This window comes from Vibrio rubrogenes (assembly GCF_059641415.1).
In genome coordinates this window covers 14,383-35,368 of record NZ_JCARSY010000013.1, presented here as the reverse complement: position 1 = coordinate 35,368, position 20,986 = coordinate 14,383, and the positions used below count along the sequence as shown (strand labels likewise).

At 46.2% G+C, this 20,986-nt stretch carries 16 protein-coding genes; 9 read left to right on the top strand and 7 right to left on the bottom strand.

Annotated features, from left to right (window positions below):
• The first annotated feature begins 8 nt into the window (after window positions 1–8).
• Window positions 9–1,304 (top strand): guanine deaminase, encoded by a 1,296-nt coding sequence (gene guaD, locus AC55NX_RS11315; protein WP_496995829.1) that lies wholly within the window; start codon window positions 9–11, stop codon window positions 1,302–1,304.
• Window positions 1,305–1,373: 69 nt separating this feature from the next.
• On the opposite strand, the gene AC55NX_RS11310 is transcribed toward guaD, so the two are convergent.
• Window positions 1,374–1,838: a hypothetical protein gene (locus AC55NX_RS11310; RefSeq protein WP_496995828.1), complete on the bottom strand. Its 465-nt coding sequence runs from the start codon at window positions 1,836–1,838 to the stop codon at window positions 1,374–1,376.
• A 255-nt stretch (window positions 1,839–2,093) separates the two neighbouring features.
• On the opposite strand from AC55NX_RS11310, the gene AC55NX_RS11305 reads away from it, so the two are divergent.
• The 6 genes from AC55NX_RS11305 to AC55NX_RS11280 all read left to right on the top strand — a co-directional run bounded on the left by AC55NX_RS11305 (window position 2,094) and on the right by AC55NX_RS11280 (window position 10,565).
• The gene (locus AC55NX_RS11305) at window positions 2,094–2,756 is read left to right on the top strand and encodes a DUF2057 family protein (protein ID WP_496995827.1); all 663 of its coding nucleotides are present in this window, start codon (window positions 2,094–2,096) and stop codon (window positions 2,754–2,756) included.
• Window positions 2,757–3,124: 368 nt separating this feature from the next.
• Window positions 3,125–4,402 (top strand): DNA repair protein, encoded by a 1,278-nt coding sequence (locus AC55NX_RS11300; RefSeq protein ID WP_496995826.1) that lies wholly within the window; start codon window positions 3,125–3,127, stop codon window positions 4,400–4,402.
• A 317-nt stretch (window positions 4,403–4,719) separates the two neighbouring features.
• Complete coding sequence (locus AC55NX_RS11295) at window positions 4,720–5,676, top strand: transposase (protein ID WP_496995825.1); 957 nt, start codon at window positions 4,720–4,722, stop codon at window positions 5,674–5,676.
• A 356-nt stretch (window positions 5,677–6,032) separates the two neighbouring features.
• Window positions 6,033–7,214 (top strand): efflux RND transporter periplasmic adaptor subunit, encoded by a 1,182-nt coding sequence (locus tag AC55NX_RS11290; RefSeq protein WP_496995824.1) that lies wholly within the window; start codon window positions 6,033–6,035, stop codon window positions 7,212–7,214.
• 3 nt (window positions 7,215–7,217) lie between these two features.
• On the top strand, window positions 7,218–9,158 hold the full coding sequence (locus AC55NX_RS11285; RefSeq protein ID WP_496995823.1) for a MacB family efflux pump subunit: 1,941 nt from the start codon (window positions 7,218–7,220) through the stop codon (window positions 9,156–9,158).
• 6 nt (window positions 9,159–9,164) lie between these two features.
• The gene (locus tag AC55NX_RS11280; RefSeq protein ID WP_496995822.1) at window positions 9,165–10,565 is read left to right on the top strand and encodes an efflux transporter outer membrane subunit; all 1,401 of its coding nucleotides are present in this window, start codon (window positions 9,165–9,167) and stop codon (window positions 10,563–10,565) included.
• A gap of 77 nt (window positions 10,566–10,642) precedes the next feature.
• Here the strand turns inward: AC55NX_RS11280 and AC55NX_RS11275 are convergent, their stop codons facing one another.
• From AC55NX_RS11275 to AC55NX_RS11250, 6 genes are all read right to left on the bottom strand, one after another.
• On the bottom strand, window positions 10,643–11,011 hold the full coding sequence (locus AC55NX_RS11275; RefSeq protein WP_496995821.1) for an SH3 domain-containing protein: 369 nt from the start codon (window positions 11,009–11,011) through the stop codon (window positions 10,643–10,645).
• A gap of 264 nt (window positions 11,012–11,275) precedes the next feature.
• On the bottom strand, window positions 11,276–11,743 hold the full coding sequence (gene nrdG, locus AC55NX_RS11270; protein WP_496995820.1) for an anaerobic ribonucleoside-triphosphate reductase-activating protein: 468 nt from the start codon (window positions 11,741–11,743) through the stop codon (window positions 11,276–11,278).
• 5 nt (window positions 11,744–11,748) lie between these two features.
• Window positions 11,749–13,869: an anaerobic ribonucleoside-triphosphate reductase gene (nrdD, locus tag AC55NX_RS11265; RefSeq protein WP_496995819.1), complete on the bottom strand. Its 2,121-nt coding sequence runs from the start codon at window positions 13,867–13,869 to the stop codon at window positions 11,749–11,751.
• Between the two features lie 237 nt (window positions 13,870–14,106).
• Window positions 14,107–17,256: an efflux RND transporter permease subunit gene (locus tag AC55NX_RS11260; RefSeq protein ID WP_496995818.1), complete on the bottom strand. Its 3,150-nt coding sequence runs from the start codon at window positions 17,254–17,256 to the stop codon at window positions 14,107–14,109.
• 12 nt (window positions 17,257–17,268) lie between these two features.
• Window positions 17,269–18,294 carry an efflux RND transporter periplasmic adaptor subunit gene (locus AC55NX_RS11255; RefSeq protein ID WP_496995888.1) on the bottom strand — a complete coding sequence of 342 codons (1,026 nt, stop codon included), beginning with the start codon at window positions 18,292–18,294 and terminating at the stop codon, window positions 17,269–17,271.
• 165 nt (window positions 18,295–18,459) lie between these two features.
• Window positions 18,460–18,810, bottom strand: a complete 351-nt coding sequence (locus tag AC55NX_RS11250) for a metalloregulator ArsR/SmtB family transcription factor (protein WP_496995817.1) — start codon at window positions 18,808–18,810, stop codon at window positions 18,460–18,462.
• A gap of 197 nt (window positions 18,811–19,007) precedes the next feature.
• Here AC55NX_RS11250 and AC55NX_RS11245 point away from each other — a divergent pair, with 197 nt between their 5' ends.
• The gene (locus tag AC55NX_RS11245; RefSeq protein WP_059121769.1) at window positions 19,008–19,196 is read left to right on the top strand and encodes a YgaP family membrane protein; all 189 of its coding nucleotides are present in this window, start codon (window positions 19,008–19,010) and stop codon (window positions 19,194–19,196) included.
• A 30-nt stretch (window positions 19,197–19,226) separates the two neighbouring features.
• The gene (locus tag AC55NX_RS11240; protein ID WP_496995816.1) at window positions 19,227–20,924 is read left to right on the top strand and encodes an FAD-dependent oxidoreductase; all 1,698 of its coding nucleotides are present in this window, start codon (window positions 19,227–19,229) and stop codon (window positions 20,922–20,924) included.
• The last annotated feature ends 62 nt before the right edge of the window (window positions 20,925–20,986 follow it).

The following is a 20,986-nucleotide window of genomic DNA, read 5'->3' as shown; positions in this document are numbered from 1 at the left end:
AGTTAAGTATGCAGAAAACATTTCACCGGGGAGAGATTTTGCATTTCCCTACAAGGACACACAGTCCTGAACACAATTACCAGTATCTGAACGATGGCATTCTCGTTATCGAACAAGGAAAAATCATTGATTTACTCGATACCGATGTTTTTTTTCAGCACCACTCTATTGCCCCGGAGCAGATAGAAACACATTCGGGGTTGCTGATTCCGGGCATGATTGACAGTCATGTTCACTATCCTCAAATGGAAATGATCGCCAGTTATGGCCGGCAACTGTTGGAATGGCTCAATGACTATACATTCCCAGTCGAAACAAAGTATGCTGACGCATCCTATGCAGTACTGCAAGCTGACGCCTTTCTACAACAACTGTTTGCTCACGGCACAACAACCGCCAGTGTTTTTGCCACCGTTCATTCGCAATCCGTCGATGCTTTCTTTACCGCAGCGGCAACTTATCAGGCCAGAATGATCTGTGGCAAAGTATTGATGGATCGGCATAGTCCCAAAAATCTACGTGATACTGCCGATTCAGGCTATCGTGAGAGTAAAGATTTACTGGAAAGATGGCATCATCAGGGACGGGCCTTGTACGCGATTACGCCCCGATTTGCGCCGACAAGTACACCAGAACAACTGGCGTTAGCAGGACAGTTGGCCCAAGAGTACCCAGATGCTTTCATTCAGACACACTTAAGCGAAAACATAGATGAAATTCACTGGGTCAAAAGCTTATTCCCGGACTCACAAGACTACTTGGATGTTTATGAACGATATGGATTAGTGCGCGACAGGGCATTGTTCGGTCACGGGATTCACCTTGAGCCAAGAGAGTACCAAGCATTGGCCAGCAACCATAGCAGCGTGATTTTCTGCCCAACGTCAAACCTCTTCATCGGCAGTGGGTTATTCCCCTATTTTACCGTGAAAGAGCATGGGATACCGGTTGCCATTGCCAGTGATGTCGGGGGCGGTACCAGTCTCAATCTACTGGTGAATCAGGCTGAGGCTTACAAAATTCTGCAATTACAGCATCAAAACCTCAATCCTTTTGAATCGTTATATCTATGTACACAAGGGGCTGCTGTTGCAATGCAGTTAGATCACCAAATTGGTAATTTAAATCCCGGCACAGAAGCTGACTTCATTGAACTCGATGTCAATGGCACACCGATGCTCAAACAACGCATGGCGCAAGCAAAAACATTGGAAGAAAAATTATTTGCTTTAATTATGCTGGCAGATGAACGAGTTATCCATCAGACCTATGTGAACGGACAACGGGTTTATTGTCGCCCATGAATTACGAAAGATTTCGGGACATCAACATGGGCCCCGAAATCTTTCAAAGAGAGTCGGTCAGCTAACCATTTACCCTCGATGACATTGAATATTATCTGGTAAGTTTTTGGCTTTTAACGATAAGTGTTGTTGATCCAAGCGGACAATATCCAGTGTCCCTCCCGCATGTTTAGGAATATATTGTTTAAGATTGAGCATCGCTTCCCACTCAGGATGCGTCAGGTTCTCAACCTTTAAATCATTCGCCTCAAGGATCAATTTATCTCCTTCCACTTTCCAACTGCCATTTCCAACAACAGAATATGACACTTCGATGGGCTGTCCCGGCAAACGGGCAACCAGTGTTCCCTTGGTCACATACTTATGAGATGCAAGATAATGTTCCTGAGTAGTTAAATTTAACTGATATAGGGGCTGACGAAGAGAAGCGGTGCAATCCCACTTTCCCCGCAATAAAGACACATTTTCAACGGCTTGAGCTGCTACCGAAAATCCACTGAATAAATAGCAGCATAGCAAATAAAAATAACGCATCACAATTTTCACTTCATCTGAACAAGTTACCGAATCATAGCTAATTTTAAGCTGAAAGTGTCAGACTCAGGTTGAAACTGTTACAAGGACAGACGCTGTTGTGTTACAAGGACAGACACTTTTGGGTTTCAGAAACAACCAAATGATTAACAGGAGACGATAACAGGGCAAATACTTCAATTTGTCACTTGTAATTCTGTCAAGAACCATGCATCTTTAGTCAAATTAAATATTTGATAAAAAAGGATAATATAAGTGAATATATCCAAGGCACTATCATTCACCAGCATGATTTTATTAAGTGGTTCTGCAATGGCATCGGTTACAATTGATCTCCCAGAATCTGTTAATGTTCTGGTTGCCAATGGTGGTAAAGCAGAGATATCAAGTGGTGGTTTTTTTAGCTCACAAAGACAATTACAACTGGAAGACGGGCTACAACAAATTGTCTTTCGTTATGAGCCTTTTTTTCAAGAAGGTAAAGACAATATCGGCGTAGAAAGCGATGTGACGATTGCTGTATTTAATGCGGCAGATACCGAGCTGACACTTCAAGTTCCCCAATATAGAAGTTCGCGTGAAGCTCGGGAACATATCAGTAGTATGCAATGGTCACTTACCAATCAAGACGGACAAAAAATCTCTGTCACGCAGGACAAACTACTCAAAGACGGCATTCAATTCGGACGCAACTATCATACCGAGATGTCAGTTTACAATCAGTCTGGCAAAGTGGCATCCGTTCCTGAATATGCCCCGCAATCTGGTCTATCGGGTAAAACGATTCCAGCTCGCTCGCTCAAATCTTCTCAAACCAAAGCTTCAGCATCGACAGCGGAGACAATGTTGCGTTACTGGTATGAACAAGCTGATGAGCAAGCTCGGGCTCGCTTTAAACAATTTATCAACCAGCAATAATTTTCTCATAACTCAAAGTTGATCATTCGGTTCGATACCGAACACATTTGATTTATTCGTGAAGTGCCACCATCTCTGGATCAGAATGGTGGCATTTGTTTCATTGAAATTTAGATAACGACCAAATCTTTTTAAACCACCAATTGCTCATCACGGTACTTGATATGCAATACCCATTCGTTTTCCTCAACTCAACAACTCAAATGTGAAGTCACTTCAAGTCTCACAGCCACTATTCTCCGATGACGATCACTAACTGGTATAAAAGATAACGTTATGGCAAGGTACTATTATAAAAACAAGCCATGCTATAAAAACAAACCATAAAAAATTGCTAAGTAGATAGATTGATCATAAGGATAAGCAACATGAAACCGATAACATCCGCAGTCGCTTTATGCCTACTAATTGGTATAGCGGGTTGTCAGAGCACACCGCATCAAAAACCATCGGATAATCCAACCGATGAACAATCCCAGTCTTATGTACTATTTACTCATATCCAAACCACTTATCAGCAATGGGATAAAACGCTCACGGATGTTGAACCTTTCAAAATCTACTCCGAATCCCATTACAGAAAGCTACAAGATGCATGGAAAGATGCTCAAGCGTTATATCAGGAGCTTCAAACCGATCCATCAAGATCCACTCAAAGCGTGTCGATTTTCTCCAGCCAAACCTATGCAGACAAATTCAACCAGTATATTGACACCATCGAGCAGCAGCTAAATCAACTTCGAGCCTTCAAAGAAAAAGCGGATCATTTCCTTGCCGATGCGATTGCTGAAATGGATTACTTAACCAAGATCGACGCACAACACTATGATGCCAAAGAATATCAACGCGTGAATGGGATGTATCATGATCTGTTTGAATATGTTGCTGACGATAAGCTAGAAAAAGCACAGACAAAACAGGTGGTGTTTCTGAATACCTCTCGGAGCCTTGAAGTCAAGATCATGCGCCTCAAATATGTCCAGCCATTACAGAAAAAACTCACGTTATTAAAACAGGAAGATTTTAACGAGGTGGCTCCCATCACCTTTGCTAAAGCCAGCCATCAGATCCAATTAGTCGAAGCAACTGCTCAGTCCAACCCTAGAGATATTGAAGCCATAGAAAAAGCAGCACACCTTGGTCAGTTTGAAATCGCTCATCTCGAGCAAGTCACACACATGGTGAAACAATTACGCAGTATTGAAAACGGTCAGTTCGAACCGATTGTTCTTGAGATCGAAAACAAACTACTGGCCATTTCACAAGCTATCGACCATTCAGACTACCGAGATCAAGTATTAAGAGAACAAACGAATCGTATTCTGGAGAGTGTCGCAACCCTGCAACGGCTCGCGCAAACACAACAAGAAAACTGGCAAGCTAAAAATACGGCACAGCAGCAAAATAATCAGAAGCTACAAACAGCACTGACAGAAGCCAACCAGCAGCAACAAGCACTACAAGCACAACTGCTTCAAGAACAGACGCATGTGAAAAATCTAGAAACCTTGGTGGCACTATTAAAATCACAGCAACCATCATCAAAAGCCGCCCCTCAACCGGAGCAAGACAAATTGAAGGAAGCGGACAAAAGCTCAGCCTCCCAGCAAACGCAAACGGAGCCGGAAAATATACAGGCACCGTAAATTACACGTATTCCAACCCATTTATTTTTCAATGATTGTTGATCACAGGGATGACAAGTCTGTCATCCCTGATCGTTGTCAGGATTAATCACCATTCGGTGGGCTCGTCTTCTAGGGACAGACGTCTTAACAAGGCATTTCGTCTTCTTGTTTTCTCATGAGGACAGGCATTAAAACCAGCAAGTATGCCATACCTTATCAACATCAACGTTACATCGAAAAAATCGACATGACTCGTATGATGAAAATCACACCCTTCCCCACTATTTTCTAATTCGACATACTTCCAGCACAGTTCATTAATACGGTTTCTTTTTATGACCATCGCCAGAACACAGTTGGTTTCTCCTGATATCACAGCCTACTACCACTGCGTGTCACGTTGTGTCCGGCGAGCCTTCTTGTGCGGTGAAGACCAACTGACTGGAAAGTCCTACGAACACCGACGTTACTGGGTTGAGCAACGCATTCTGGCTTTAGCCCAGGTATTCTGTATTGATATCTGCGCCTATGCGGTGATGAGCAACCATTATCATTTGGTCGTTCATATTAATCGGAAAAAAGCAGAACAATTATCGGACAGAGAAGTCATCATACGTTGGGGAAAGGAGCATCACTTGCCACTACTGATCCTGAAATATCTAAAAAATCAGGCCTCCACTTTTGAAATTCAGACCTGTCGAAAAATTATTCACCTCTGGCGAGAGCGACTCTATTCTCTGAGCTGGTTGATGAAAGAGCTCAACTTCAGTATTGCTAAACAAGCCAATCAGGAAGATCAGTGTCGCGGACATTTCTGGGAAGGTCGATTTAAATCTCAGGCTTTACTGGATGAGAAAGCGCTGCTGGCAGCAATGGCCTATACAGATCTAAATCCGGTTCGAGCTGGTATCGCCAAAACACCAGAAACTTCAGAGTATACATCGCTCAAGAGACGGCTCGACTCATTGAATGCGCATCAAGCACCGCAATCGAAGCTCTTTCCATTTGTGGGGGAATCTTCTCAGCAAAAATCTGATGGCATTCCATTTCGCCTGATTGATTATATTGAGTGGGTTGATTGGATTGGGCGACAAGTTAGGGAAGGAAAAGCGGGTCATATTGACGACAAACAACCAGCCATTCTCATCCGATTGTCTATCAGTCGCACCGACAGCTTTGACTTATGTACCCGACTAGAACGCAGGCGATGTATATGGATTGGTTCATCGAAGCGACTTCAAGTCGTGAAATACCAATTGAATAGACAGCGTTTACATGGATTATCCGTCTAAATTAGCGATCCAAATATCCTTCCAATTTGCATCTGGCAATTCCTAACAATTGCATCAAGCTAGTCACTCGACGCTATACACACCATTTAAGCATCCTCCTATCATCTATCATCTATCATCTATCATCTATCATCTATCACCCTAACTCCATATCAGAAGATAGCCAAACTCATCACCTATGGAGAAACACGGCTGCGGACTTAGAGTGTGTGTCCTCGTAATTAAGTGTATGTCCCCGTAATAATTACATAATTCGCCACTTGTGACTTACCAACGCTTGTGGCAAATTAACCATTCAAATATGTTTGAGAAACACGTTGTTTATCCACTTTACTTACCATGGTCTCCCATCCTTTATGAAAAAGCTTTCAAAACAATGGTTGTTATTTGCTATCATTTTACTTTTGGTTCTTTCAGGTGGTCTCACTTACTGGTGGTTACAACCGGAACCACAGCCGATTTACGTGACACAAACAGTGAAAAGAGGTCACATTGAAAACAATGTCCTTGCGAATGGGATGTTACAAGCTTCCAAATTAGTCAGTGTCGGTGCGCAGGTCTCCGGCCAAATTGTGAATTTACCTGTCAAGCTCGGTGAGCAGGTCGAAAAAGGACAGCTCATCGCACAAATCGACAGCTTGACACAACAAAATAGTATCAAAGAATCCCTCGCCTCTCTTGCGAGTTTGAAAGCACAGTATCGCGCTAAACAAGCGCAAATCCATCAAGCACGACTAGCCTATGACCGTCAAAAAGCGATGCTGGCAGACAATGCCAGCTCAAAAGCCGATTATGAATTAGCCGAGTCAAACCTAGCTGTCTATCAAGCAGAATTGGATCAGTTGAGTGCCAGCATTGAACAGGCTGAAATCAATGTTGATTCAGCCAAAGTTGATCTGGGCTATACGACAATTTCAGCACCGATGGACGGCACGGTTGTTTATACCGCAGTAGAAGTTGGCCAAACCGTGAATGCCAACCAGACAACCCCTACCATCGTTGAATTGGCAAACCTAAACCAGATGACTGTGAAAGCAGAAATATCCGAAGCAGACGTCATACATGTTCATTCGGGGCAACCTGTCTACTTTACGATTCTAGGTCAGCCAAACCATCGCTATCACGCGACTTTACGTGCTATTGAACCAGGTCCGACAGTAATGGACGGTGACGATAGCGATATGACATCGAATGACTCAGAAGCAATTTATTATAATGGCTTGTTTGATATCGATAATCCGGAGGGTGTGCTACGCATCGGTATGACGGCCCAAGTAACGATCATCCTCAATCAATCTGACGATGCGTTAATTATTCCCTCTCAGATCTTACGCCCCAGTGACAATGATCCAAACGGTTATCAAGTCCCGGTATTGGTGAAAGGTCAAGTCGAGTTTCGTGATGTCACGATTGGCATTAACAATAAAGTCCGGGCAGAAGTTCTCAGTGGTCTGAACGAAGGTGATAAAGTGATTCTCAGTTTACCCAGTGGTGACTCGTATACACCTCGTCGTTTCCGTCGACCGATGGGGATGTAATACATGAAGGACGCATTACTCCATTTGTCCGGTGTATCACGCACTTTTCCTGCCGGAGAACAGACACTGACCGTATTGAAAAACATCGATCTCACGATTGAACGCGGTGAAATGGTCGCAATTGTCGGTGCCTCCGGTTCGGGGAAATCGACACTGATGAATATTCTTGGTTGTCTCGATAAACCTTCACAAGGCAATTATCTCATCAATGGACAAGATACTTCGACAATGCGCAGTGACGATCTGGCTCAACTCCGTCGGGAATATTTTGGGTTTATCTTCCAACGCTACCATTTGTTGGGTGATTTAACCGCAGTCGATAACGTTGAAGTCCCCTCCGTTTACGCAGGAAAAGCTCGCAAAAGTCGTCGAGAGCGAGCAAGTCAACTGTTGACACGCCTTGGATTGGGCGAGCGTTTAGATCACAAGCCCAGTCAGCTCAGTGGTGGACAGCAACAACGGGTCAGTGTCGCCCGGGCACTGATAAACGGTGGTGATGTCATCTTAGCGGACGAGCCCACAGGGGCTTTGGATAGCCACAGCGGTGAAGAAATGCTCAAACTGCTGCAAGAACTGCATCAAGATGGTCACACGATTATCATCGTCACACATGATATGCACGTTGCACAATTCGCGGATCGCATCATTGAAATTAAAGACGGTGAAATCATTCGTGATCAACAGCATCACAAACAATGGCACAATGCACACCGAGAAAGTCCGGCCCCGCAGCCACAGCGTTGGTTCAACGGGGATCGTTATATCGAAGCCTTCAAAATGGCTCTACTGGCCATGTCGAGCCATCGTCTCCGAACCTTTTTGACTATGCTGGGAATTATTATCGGCATTGCATCTGTCGTATCAGTCGTTGCCTTAGGTACCGGATCTCAACAAGCCATTTTGAAAAACATCAGCTCAATGGGTACCAATACCATCGATATCCGCCCGGGAAACGGATTTGGTGACCGGCGCTCCGACCGAATCAGAACACTGAGTGCCAGTGATGGCAATGCACTAAAAACACTGCCTTTTATCGATAGCGTGACCCCATCGCTCAGTAGCAGTGTCACCATCCGTTATACCAACAAGGCTGTGACAGCAAGTATTGAAGGTGTCGGGACTGAATATTTCCGTGTCAAAGGTTATGAGATTGCAACGGGGCAATACTGGGATAGCCACAGTGTTCAGTCATTAGCTCAGGAAGCAGTGATTGATCACAATACAAAACAGGAGCTGTTCCCACAAAGCAATCCAATCGGCCAAGTCATTTTTCTCAATACCTTACCCGTCCGAATTATCGGTGTAACCCAGCCGAGAGAAAGTGCATTCGGCAATAATGATTCACTGACAGTCTGGGTTCCCTATACCACCGTCTCCAGTCGGATGCTTGGTCGCCATTATCTGGATCGGCTCACGGTTAGAATCAACGATTCCGCGCCCAGTCAGGCTGCCGAACAAGCGATCATTGCTCTCCTGAAAATGCGACACGGTACACAGGACTTCTTTACGATTAACACGGATACCATCCGCCAGAGTATTGAAAAAACAACCGCAACGATGACTCTGCTCATTTCGGCAATTGCCGTTATCTCACTTATTGTCGGTGGTATCGGTGTCATGAACATTATGCTGGTTTCCGTCACGGAAAGAACCCGGGAAATCGGAGTACGCATGGCGGTCGGGGCAAGGCAAAGTGATATCTTACGCCAGTTTCTGATTGAAGCAGTGTTAGTTTGCCTCTGTGGTGGCGTGTTAGGAATTTTACTCGCCTTCCTGATTGGCGTCATCTTTTCGTATAGTGGCAGCGATTTCCAGATGATTTATTCCACAGCATCCATTATTACCGCATTTCTCTGCTCGACACTCATCGGGATACTGTTCGGATTTCTGCCTGCACGTAATGCAGCCCGTCTGGATCCAATCGAGGCACTGGCAAGGGATTAATGACCAATGAATTCAATCATGCTCAAACCATTGTTTAACATTACTATATCTACCCTACTACTGTCGGGTTGCAGCACGCTAACTCACACAAAGTTCACCCCACCACAGGTAGACATTCCGGCCACATGGCAGACACAACAAGTGACTGATCAGGTCAGTCTAAACCCATGGTGGGAACGATTTGACGATCCACAGCTCAATCAACTCATTCAACAGATGTTGCGCATCAATAATGATCTGGCGCTGGCTACACTCACACTACAAAAAGCTCGTCTGGAAGCCGGCCTAAGTGAAACCGATCGATATCCTGAATTGTCATCCACACTGGCGACTTCACATTCTAAACTGTTGGATTCAGGCAACAATAGTAAAAGTTACTCAGCCAACCTCTCTGTCAGTTATGAATTGGATCTATGGGGACGTGTCGCTTCATCCGTCAATGCAGCCCAATGGACAGCGATTGCTAGTGCCGCAGACAGGGAAAGCACCGCACAAAGCCTCGCCTCAACGACGGCTTCATTATATTGGCAAATAGGTTACCTAAAAGAGCGGATCGCACTCAGTAACAAAAGTATCGCTTACGCCAAACAAATTCTGGCGCTGGCACAACGCCAATACCAAAGTGGCGCGGTTTCTGAATTAGATGTGCTGGAAGCCAAACGCAGTTTAGCCGGACAACAAGCCGACCATAGTGATTTACTGCAATCCTTGACCGAAGCAGAAAACGCGCTGGCCATCCTCTTCAATCAACCCCCGAGGGAGAGTCAGTTGCAGATTCAGTTACTCCCCCAAGGGCCAATTCCTGAAGTCGCCGCTGGCGTACCGGCTGATCTGTTAGTCAGACGACCTGATGTCAAAGCCGCACTCTATGAACTGAAGTCAGCTCTGGCAACCCACGATGCAACCGTGGCCGGATATTTACCGACTCTGACCCTGACCGGTTCTGTTGGCGACTCTTCTTCGCAATTGCGCGATCTGCTGACAGATCCACTCGGCACGCTGGGGGCAGAGATCGTCCTGCCATTTTTGCAATGGAATGAAATGTCACTGAACCGAAAAATCGCTGAAACCAATTATCAAACGGCGCTGGTGAACTATCGTCAGACTCTTTATACCGCAATGAAAGATGTTGATAATGCACTCTCAGCCAAACAGCACTATCAATATCAGAAGCTCAGACTCAAAGAACAGTATGATGCAGCAACAGCAGCAGAACAGATTTATGCCAGTCAATACCATCATGGTGCCGTGAGTATCCGAGACTGGCTGGACGCACAAGAAACCCAGCGGAGTGCGCAGGAGTCATTACTGGAAAATCGCTACAACCAGTATCAAATTCAGGCCACGGTGTATCAGGCATTGGGAGGAAGTGATATTGCACCGCCACTTACGGTACGCAATCCTTAAATTCATCTGCACAAGATCACAGAACGGCCGGTATGAACCGGCCATTTTATGGACACATGACTGATTCAGCCCCGGACTCAAAAATCAGATGGCTGATATTTCAGATACCGCCCACTTACCCAAGCCACTTCATTGCGGAACTGAATCATCGCCCAACCTCGTGAAAACCGATAGACATAGATGTTCTCACCATACACCAACTGGCCGACCGGGCGGCCATCCAGTAAATTATCGCCACGCACATTCAATCGCTTTGCTGTCACCACATAGTGACCGGCTCCCCGGTAAAGTGTTTTCCGGCTCGCTTTCTGAGCGGGTGAGTTAGATTGAAGCTGGTGATGAGCGCTTTTCTGAACATGATAACATGCCTGTCCTTTCAGACAGCTATTGGCTTGAGCAGTGAATGTGAAAGACAACCCCAGACAAAACAGCATTATTATTTTCATACGTTTTTTCATCATTTTTTCATACTTTTGTATATACAACCTTGCGGTATTATTGTCCAATATGGAACATATCGCATTGACGCATATTCTATACACAACTGACTTCAAGATACAGTTGTTGCATAACAATGACTCATTCCAATTCAGCATATGAATGATTTAACTGACAATCAACCATGCGTTTTGCCTGAACGGCAAAATCGCCAGAGAGGCGTGATTGAGCTCAGGAACGATGAAAACCGCTATGATGTTGTGTTTCAGGCACTACACTTTAAAGCGATGAATGATCTGGTTGGCACTCCCCCGCCATAATAATGCCGGGTCGTATTGCTCCTGCTCAAACTTGCCATCAATCAACACATCGACCATCTTAACGACGGCACGCTGTTCCTCTGACAGCTCTTCAAGCGTATAACCAGTCCACATCCAGATATCCTTACCGGGACACTCATCTTTAACCCTTTTCACGAGTTGATAAATAGCAGTTAAATTAGCGGGATGAAGCGGGTCTCCCCCCGACAGCGACAGGCCACGCCGATAAATCCGAGTATCCTGTAAATCAGCAATAATCTGATCTTCCAACGCTTGCGTAAATGGGTGACCAGAATTAGGAGACCATGTACATTGGTTATAACAGCCCCGGCATTGATGCTCGCACCCTGAAACAAACAGGGTGCAACGCGTGCCTTCGCCATTAACCACATCAATCTGATGGTATTGATGATAATTCATAGTAATTACAGATGTTTCACTCGTCGTTTGACTTCTTCTTGCTTACCGAAATTAAACGGACGCGCATCAGGGCTGCCTAAATAACCGCATACCCGACGAATCACAGAGACTTTAGCCGGATCATGGTTACCACATTTCGGGCAGACAAACCCTTTACTGGTACAGGAAAACTCTCCGGTATAGCCGCACTCATAACATTCATCGATCGGAGTATTGGTACCGTAGTAAGGCACCCGGCTATAGCTGTAATCCCAGACGTTTTCCAGCGCTTCAACGTTACGCTGCATATTCGGGAACTCGCCGTAACAGATAAAACCACCACTCGAAATCGCCGGATACGGCATCTCAAAGTCAATCTTGTCGTATGGATTAACTTTTTTCTCAACATCCAAATGGAAACTGTTAGTGTAGTAGCCCTTATCCGTCACACCGTCGATCACACCAAACTCTTTGGCATCGATACGGCAGAAACGGTTACACAAGTTTTCACTCGGTGTGCCGTACAGGCTGAACCCATAGCCAGTTTCTTCCGCCCAGCGGTTGGTAGCTGCTTTGAGATAGCCGATAATTTTAATTGCTTCATCCCGGAGTCTTTGATGATCATAAACATGCTGTTGATCACCAAAAAGTGCATTGATCGTTTCATGAACCCCAATATAGCCCAGTGAAATCGATGCCCGACCGTTTTTAAAGATATGGGCAATCGGCTCATCGGCTTTGAGTCTGACACCACAAGCACCTTCCATATACAAAATCGGCGCAACCCGCGCACGGACTTTCTCTAAACGACTAATACGGGTTTCCAGCGCCCGACGCGCCAGTAACAAACGTTCATCGAGCAGTTGGTAGAAACGGGTTAAATCCCCCTTGGCCTGCAATGCAATCCGTGGCAGGTTCAGACTTACGACTCCGAGGTTATTCCGGCCGTCATGAATCAATTCGCCATGCTCTTCATAGGTACTGAGGAAACTCCGGCAACCCATCGGGGTTTTAAAGGAACCGGTCACTTCAACCACGCGATCATAGTTAAGAATATCCGGATACATCCGCTTGGTCGCACAATCGAGCGCCAGTTGCTTGATATCATAATTGGGATCACCGGCTTGATGGTTTAAGCCGTCTTTAATTGCAAAAACAAGTTTCGGAAACACTGCGGTTTTATGATTTTTACCTAAACCGGCAATCCGGTTTTTCAAAATAGAGATTTGAATCAGCCGCGACGCCCAACTGGTACCCAGACCAAAACCGAATGTCACAAAAGGAGTCTGTCCGTTGGCAGTGTGTAATGTGTTGACCTCATATTCCAGCGACTGAAATGCGTCGTAACACTCTTTTTCAGTCCGCGCCATCGCAAATGATTCGGGGTCGTGAATGTCCCATTCGTGGGCAATATCAAGATGTTTGTGATAGCTTGCCAGCACGTACGGTGCCAAAATTTCATCAATGCGGTTAATAGTTGTACCGCCATAAATATGGCTGGCAACCTGAGCAATAATCTGAGCGGTTACAGCGGTTGCTGTCGAGATCGATTTCGGGGTATCAATTTCTGCATTGCCCATTTTAAAGCCGTGCGTCAACATCCCTTTCAAATCAATTAACATACAGTTGAACATCGGGAAGAAAGGCGCGTAGTCCAAATCATGATAGTGAATATCACCAACTTCATGTGCTTGAACGATATCACGGGGAAGAATACGAGTCTTCGCGTAATGTTTCGCGACAATCCCGGCCAGCAAGTCACGCTGAGTCGGAATCACTTTGCCATCTTTATTGGCATTTTCATTCAGTAAGTCAGCATTGCTTTCATTGATTAAACCTTCGATTTCTCGTGTCAGCGCGCTCTGTCTCTCTCGGGCAATATCACGATCATGACGATATTCAATATAAGAACGAGCCAGTGATTTGTAGGGCCCCTGCATCAATTCGTTCTCGACCAGCGTTTGAATTTCTGCAATATGAACTTCTTTGTAATCCTTGAGCTTCAACTCAACAGCCAGCGCAACATTTAAGGCATAGATGGCCAGTTCTTGATCAGCATGTTCGGCTGCGGCTTCAACCGCAGCCTGAATTCTGTCGCGATGAAACGCGGCTCTTGAGCCATCGCGTTTGATTACAATCGGTTTCACTTTTTCTCCTTACCCCTCATCGTTCACTTTAGATGAAACACATGATATAGGGTTTCATATCGATACATCAACACTACATATTGTAGTGCATTTAACGAAAAGCCCCCTACGCATGTATTGATCAAGATCAACAAAGCACAGCGAATGGATAAGATAAACACGATTATTATCAGCAGATCTCATTTATGAAAGAACATCACTGAAAACCGAAATTTTTTCACCACAAGGGTGGATTTTTCACGCCAAACGGTTTCTCATCACCGCAAAATACAACACAGGAATCACGATCAATGTCAGTAACGTGGACACAAAAACCCCGAAAATCAAACTAATCGCAAGCCCGTTAAAGATTGGATCATCCAAGATAAACAGAGAACCAATCATCGCTGCCAGCGCTGTCAACAAAATCGGTTTTGTCCGGACTCTGACAGAATTAATCACGGCTTCGGAAAATGCCATCCCCTGAGCATGCTCCTGACGGATAAAATCCACCAGTAAGATAGAATTACGCACAATGATCCCGGCTAACGCAATCATGCCAATCATTGAGGTTGCGGTGAATTGTGCATGCAGGAGTGCATGCCCCGGCATCACACCAATCATCGTCAGTGGAATCGGAGACATGATAATCAGCGGTGTCAGATAAGATTTAAAATGCGCCACAACCAACAGATAGATCAAGATCATACCGACAGCATAGGCAATCCCCATATCTCGAAAAGTTTCGTAGGTAATTTTCCACTCACCATCCCACAATACCGCAACCTGACTGAGGCCCGAGGGCTGATGGATATAGTTCTGCTCAACCGGAAACGGCAGTGTTTTCATCCGGCCGGCGATCTCAAACATGCCATAGAGCGGGCTGTCAGTGCGACCGGACATATCTCCGACCACCATCACCATCGGGACCAAATTCTTATGCATGATATAATCATCTGCCGCGATCTGACGTACCCGAACCAAATCAGACAGCGGATATGCAATCCCGTCCTGACTGGTGACTCGCATCTCAAGCAGTTGTGACAGATGCGCTTTATCCCCTTCAGTTGCCTGAAGCTGAATCGGAACTGGGTACTTACTATAATCGGTATGCAAATAACTGACAGGTTTACCACCAATTGCGGTCGCCAGCGTCTGTACAATCGAGGCATAAGACACTTGAACCAAAGCCGCTTTACGACGATCAATCATCACCTGCCACTGTTGATGCGGTTCCGGCAGATAAATATCCACATCGACAATATCAGCGCTGGTTTGGAATAAGTGACGAATCTGTCTCGCGGCTTCCGAGCGCACCGCAGCCGTCGGCCCATAGACTTCAGCTAAAATCGGAGACCAGACCGGCGGGCCCGGAGGCACTTCGACCACTTTCACCTTCCCGCCAAATACGCTTGCAACAGCCACCAGCTTTGGCCGAAGCTCGCCGGCAATCTGATGGCTGTCTTTATCCCGCTCGCCCTTGGACAGCAAATTCACCTGAATATCCCCCTGATAAGGACTAGAACGAGTAAAATAATGCCGAACCAGACCATTAAAATTCATTGGCGCTGCAGTCCCGACATAAATTTGATAGTCGTGAACTTCAGGTGACTGATCGAGCACGGCCGCCATGTCGAATAACACCCGCTGCGTGCGTTCCAATGATGTGTCATCCGGCATATCCAGTATCACCTGAAATTCAGATTTATTATCAAACGGCAACATTTTCAGAATCACGGCCTGATAAACAGGGAGCAATAGTGAACCGATAATCAGCATCACGATCCCGCCACCGAGTAACCAACGATTACGCCGCTGACGGGGCGATAACACAAAAGGAGCCATGATTCGCTGCACAAGTACCTGATTCGGTTCTTTTGGCTGGTCATGAGACCGATTGCGCAATAATTTTACCGCTAACCAAGGAGTTAAAACAAAAGCGACAGCCAGCGAGATAAACATCCCCATCGATGCATTGATCGGAATCGGGCTCATGTACGGCCCCATTAATCCGGTGACAAATGCCATCGGTAATAGTGCCGCGATCACAGTAAAGGTCGCCAGAATCGTCGGCCCCCCGACCTCATCGACGGCATGAGGCAGCGAAAACTGCTGACCTTTTAATGCCATATGTCGATGAATGTTTTCCACCACCACAATGGCATCATCGACCAAAATACCGATGGAAAATATCAATGCAAACAGAGAGACGCGGTTGATGGTAAACCCCCATGCCCATGATGCAAACAGAGTCATCATCAGGGTAATCATCACCGCGATGCCAACCACAATGGCTTCTCGCCATCCCATGGTAATCAGCACAAGGATGACCACCGCACCAGTGGCAAACATCAGTTTGCCGATCAAAGTATGACTCTTCTCTGCAGCCGTGTTGCCGTAATTGCGCGTCACATCGACTTTCACATCCGCGGGGATCAACTGATTCTCAAGTACCTGCAATCGCGCTTCAACATCCCGGGCAACCGCCACCGCATTTTCTCCGGATTTTTTAGCGATTGCTATTGTAACAGCGGGTAGCAAAGTGGATTTATCACTGGTCCAAACATGCTGAGTCGGGGTATTGGCACCTAAACTCACGGTGGCAATATCACTGAGGTAGACAGGCGCCTGATTATGCATACCAACCAAAAGTTGTCTGACATCCGCCACGCGATGGAGAAATTGCCCGACTCGGACCGGAATCGCTTGATTATGATCCGTGACGATCAACTGCGAAGAATGGACGTTTGCAGACTGAAATACCTGATTCAGTTGATCAATGGTGATACCAAAACTATTCATCCGAACCGGATCGAGCCGGACATCAACAATCATGTCATGTCCCCCGACGGTATAAATATCCCGGGTTCCGTCAATGGTTTTCAGCGCTGTTTCGAGACCATGTGCCACTTCCGTCAGTTGTTGTTGCGTCATCTGACCGTCGGGATTACTGAGGGTAAGGCTGACAATTGGCACGTCTTCAATGCCTCGTGGTTTGATCACCGGCTCACCGACACCAACACCGCTCGGCATCCAATCTTTATTCGAATACAGTTTATTATAGGTTCGCACCACTGCATCATTGCGCGAAACACCCACTTTAAAAATCGCAACAATCAGGGCACCGTCCGGCTGTGAAAAAGAATAAATATTATCAATGCCCTGAATCTCAGAGATAATTTGCTCTGCCGGGTTGGTAACCAAATGTTCGACTTCTGCCGGAGAAGCACCGGGAAAAGGGATATAGATGTCGGCAAAAGTCACATCAATTTGTGGTTCTTCCTCTTTCGGAGTCACCAGCACGGCAAACACGCCCATGAGTAAACCGACCAATGCTAACAGAGGAGTTATGGCCGAGTGTTGAAACAGTGCGGCAATACGCCCGGAAATGCCCAGTTTTTTTTCCATTATGCGCTCCTCTTACTGTGCATCGATTGGAAAAGCATGGGTCACAATCTGATCCCCGATTTCCAGTCCGGATAAAATTTCAACCGAGTCACCATAGTCTTGCCCGAGCCGGACCGGATTCAGTCGCTGTGCGTTTCCCTCATCCTTCACACGAAACACGGCACTAAGCTCTCCTCGTCTGATCACCGCAGTTTTCGGCACCAGTACAACCTGCCTGTCCCCGGTATGGAATGACGCTTTCACCCACATCCCCGGCGCAAGTTCAGCGTCACTCATATCTGGTAATCTTAAGCGAATCGTAAACGTATGAGATTGCGGATCAGCATAACGAAATAACGTATATTGGCTTGGTTGCAGTACACGCCCATCCGGCAGTTCAATCGAAAACTGTTGCGCCTGTGTCACCAAAGCACGATATCGCTGCGGCATTTGAAATTCGACCCGCAGTGGTGACATCCCATAACCACTCAATAATGGCATTCCGGGCGTGACCGTTTCTCCCAACTCAACATGACGCTGGGTAACAATCCCGGCATAAGGCGCTTTAATACTGGTATAGCCTAATGCATCTTTCGCCTGCACCACCGCAGCCTTGGCAGCTTGAACAGCAGCAAATGTGGTTCGGGCACGCGCTTCCGCACTATCGAGTTGCCCTTGAGAAACCGCCCCTCGTGAAATTAACTGTCGAAAACGTTTCACCTGTGTCTGAGCTTCGTTATTCTGAGCAATGGCCTGATTCAGTTGCGCCATCGCTGCATCGTAAGATGCGGTTTGTTGGGTTGCACTGATTTCAAGTAACACATCACCTTGTTGTACGACATCATTCACATCCACGGCCATACCGACGACGCGTCCGGAGGTTTGAGCTGCAACTGTCCCTTGATTGACTGGCTGCACAATCCCATCGAATGTGACTTGCTCCGGTATCATTTCACGCGCGACTGTTAGTGTCTGTCCCGCTAACAACTCTCCTGCCTGCGCCTCTAAAACCGTCTGTCCCGCTAAGACCACCACCAGACCCAAGGTCAATTGCCGTATGTGCTGCTTCATCAGATTCCCCTCCTTTGGCGAACCTCTTGTTGTTTTCATTGATGATATGCCTGATTGAAGTTCACCGTATCAATCACTCACTGCATAAATACAAAACGCATTGCTTTTCACAACAAAATTGTTTTTCACAAAATTGCTTTTCACCCAACCCAATCACGACTTCCCACTTTGTGATTCTGGTTCTTCACAAAACAACATCTGCAAATTGACGATGATCTGTGCGGCCCGACTATCCGTCAGTGAATAAAACACCTGCTGTGAGGACTTGCGGCACTCAACCAAATGATGTTTACGCAGTACCGTCAAATGCTGAGAGAGCGCTGACTGACTCAAGGTTGAATTTTGTTGGAGCTGCCCGACCCCGACCTCGCCCTGTATCAGTTGGCACAAGACCATCAGTCGTTCAGGGTGTGCCATCATTTTCAAAAAATCAGCCGCTTCCTGAGCATGGGCTTTGATACGCTCAATCTCTGTGACTTGGTTAAGATCATGGTTGACTTGCATGAACACTCCACGAAAAAGATTTCTATGATTTATTATATTAGGCAAAACTTATTTAGAAATGCAAATATTAGATTATATTAAATTAGACTTAACTAATTTTTAGTTCTATAGTCTCTTCTATAGATCGATAGTTAATTTTAGGTTGATAGTCACTTTTTAGAGCGACCATCACAAGAAATCCCCACAAGGAGTATGTCATGACTATTGAAAATGGCGTTCGAATCATTGCGGGCAGTATGGTACTGCTTTCCGTTATTTTGACTTATTTTGTTCATCCCTATTTTGTCTGGTTGACTGTTTTTGTCGGGCTCAACCTCATTCAAAGCGCATTGACAGGTATTTGTCCGGCTGTGTTCATTCTCAAAAAGCTCGGATTGAAAGCATAGTCTCAGTCTCAAACGTAAAAAGGCTTACTTATGACAAAAATTGTAATTATCGGTGGCGTTGCCGGTGGCGCTTCAGCAGCAGCCCGGGCACGCCGTCTTAGTGAAACAGCACAAATAATCATACTCGAACGCGGTCCGTTTATCTCTTTCGCCAACTGCGGATTGCCATATCACATCGGTGGAGACATCAAAGAGCGCGGTAATCTTCTGCTGCAAACGCCGGAAAGTTTCCTTGCGCGTTTTAATGTAGACGTACGTGTGATGAATGAAGTGCTCCGCATTAATCGCGCAGAAAAAACCATCACGGTGCGTCATCTGCCAGACCAAAGTGAATACACCGAAAGCTATGACTTCTTACTTCTAAGCCCGGGAGCGGGTCCGATTGTTCCGCCCATTCCGGGGTTAGATAATCCGCTAACGCATTCACTGCGCAACATTCCTGATATGGATAAAATTATCCAAACCATTCATACCAACCAAGTTGACCACGCTACCGTTGTCGGTGGTGGCTTTATCGGTTTGGAAATGATGGAAGCCTTTCACCAGCTTGGGATTAAAACCACGCTGTTAGAAATGGCAGATCAGGTGATGACGCCAGTAGACCGTGAAATGGCTGGCTTCGCTCACGCAGAGATCCGCGCTAAAGGTATCGATTTACGTTTAGGCACGGCATTGAAATCGGTTGAATTCAAACCAACGACTTCACTGGCAAGCATGGATTCAGGTCAGGCAGAGCACCAACACGTGGATGGCGAGCTTGAGCTAACACTGAGCAATGGCGAAACACTCACTACTGATATCTTAATTATGGCGATTGGTGTTCGCCCTGAAACTAAACTGGCGGCAGAAGCGGGCCTGCAAATCGGTGAGCTTGGTGGTATTTATACCAATGAATATATGCAAACCAGCGATCCATCTATCTACGCGGTGGGTGATGCCATCGAAGAGAAAGACTTCGTCACTGGCAAACAAACTATGGTTCCTCTAGCAGGACCGGCAAACCGTCAAGGCCGTATGGCTGCTGATAATATGCTTGGCCGCAGCGAAACTTACCAAGGTACTCAAGGTACTGCGATTTGTAAGATCTTCGACTTAGCAGTGGCTTCAACCGGTAAGAACGAGAAACAGCTGAAACGTGAAGGCGTTGAGTACCAAAAAGTGTATGTCCACACAGCAAGTCACGCCAGCTACTACCCGGGTGCTGAAGTGGTTTCGTTCAAAATGTTGTTCGATCCAAAATCAGGCAAGATTTTCGGTGCGCAAGCGGTGGGTAAAGATGGCATCGATAAACGTATTGATGTGATGGCTGTGGCTCAGCGGGCGGGAATGACGGTTGAACAGCTTCAGCATCTCGAACTCACCTACGCACCGCCGTATGGCAGCGCCAAAGATGTAATTAATCAAGCGGCATTTGTGGCAACCAACCTGATCAAAGGCGATGCGGTCGCGATCCATTATGATGAAGTCGATCAGCTTACTGCGGATCAGGTTCTGCTTGATGTCCGTAACCCCGGAGAGCTACAAAACGGTTATCTGGAAGGCGCCATCAATATTCCGGTGGATCAACTGCGTCAGCGTCTGGATGAATTACCGAAAGACAAAGAGATCATCATTTATTGTCAAGTTGGGTTACGCGGTAACGTCGCCTATCGTCAACTGGTCAATAACGGCTTCAGAGCGCGTAATCTCATCGGTGGTTATCGCACTTACAAGTTCGCCACAGCATAGTCAAGATGTGGTCATGGACGTCAGTAGCCAGCAATATATTGCTGGCTACTGACTATCACAAT

What these genes read in the sequence shown, in the direction of transcription:
- AC55NX_RS11275 (WP_496995821.1), bottom strand. Translation starts at nt 11,011, where the DNA reads ATGAAAATAATAATGCTGTTTTGTCTGGGGTTGTCTTTCACATTCACT.
- AC55NX_RS11260 (WP_496995818.1), bottom strand. Translation starts at nt 17,256, where the DNA reads ATGGAAAAAAAACTGGGCATTTCCGGGCGTATTGCCGCACTGTTTCAA.
- AC55NX_RS11280 (WP_496995822.1), top strand. Translation starts at nt 9,165, where the DNA reads ATGAATTCAATCATGCTCAAACCATTGTTTAACATTACTATATCTACC.
- AC55NX_RS11245 (WP_059121769.1), top strand. Translation starts at nt 19,008, where the DNA reads ATGACTATTGAAAATGGCGTTCGAATCATTGCGGGCAGTATGGTACTG.
- AC55NX_RS11300 (WP_496995826.1), top strand. Translation starts at nt 3,125, where the DNA reads ATGAAACCGATAACATCCGCAGTCGCTTTATGCCTACTAATTGGTATA.
- guaD (WP_496995829.1), top strand. Translation starts at nt 9, where the DNA reads ATGCAGAAAACATTTCACCGGGGAGAGATTTTGCATTTCCCTACAAGG.
- AC55NX_RS11310 (WP_496995828.1), bottom strand. Translation starts at nt 1,838, where the DNA reads ATGCGTTATTTTTATTTGCTATGCTGCTATTTATTCAGTGGATTTTCG.
- AC55NX_RS11250 (WP_496995817.1), bottom strand. Translation starts at nt 18,810, where the DNA reads ATGCAAGTCAACCATGATCTTAACCAAGTCACAGAGATTGAGCGTATC.
- nrdG (WP_496995820.1), bottom strand. Translation starts at nt 11,743, where the DNA reads ATGAATTATCATCAATACCATCAGATTGATGTGGTTAATGGCGAAGGC.
- AC55NX_RS11290 (WP_496995824.1), top strand. Translation starts at nt 6,033, where the DNA reads ATGAAAAAGCTTTCAAAACAATGGTTGTTATTTGCTATCATTTTACTT.
- AC55NX_RS11295 (WP_496995825.1), top strand. Translation starts at nt 4,720, where the DNA reads ATGACCATCGCCAGAACACAGTTGGTTTCTCCTGATATCACAGCCTAC.
- AC55NX_RS11240 (WP_496995816.1), top strand. Translation starts at nt 19,227, where the DNA reads ATGACAAAAATTGTAATTATCGGTGGCGTTGCCGGTGGCGCTTCAGCA.
- AC55NX_RS11285 (WP_496995823.1), top strand. Translation starts at nt 7,218, where the DNA reads ATGAAGGACGCATTACTCCATTTGTCCGGTGTATCACGCACTTTTCCT.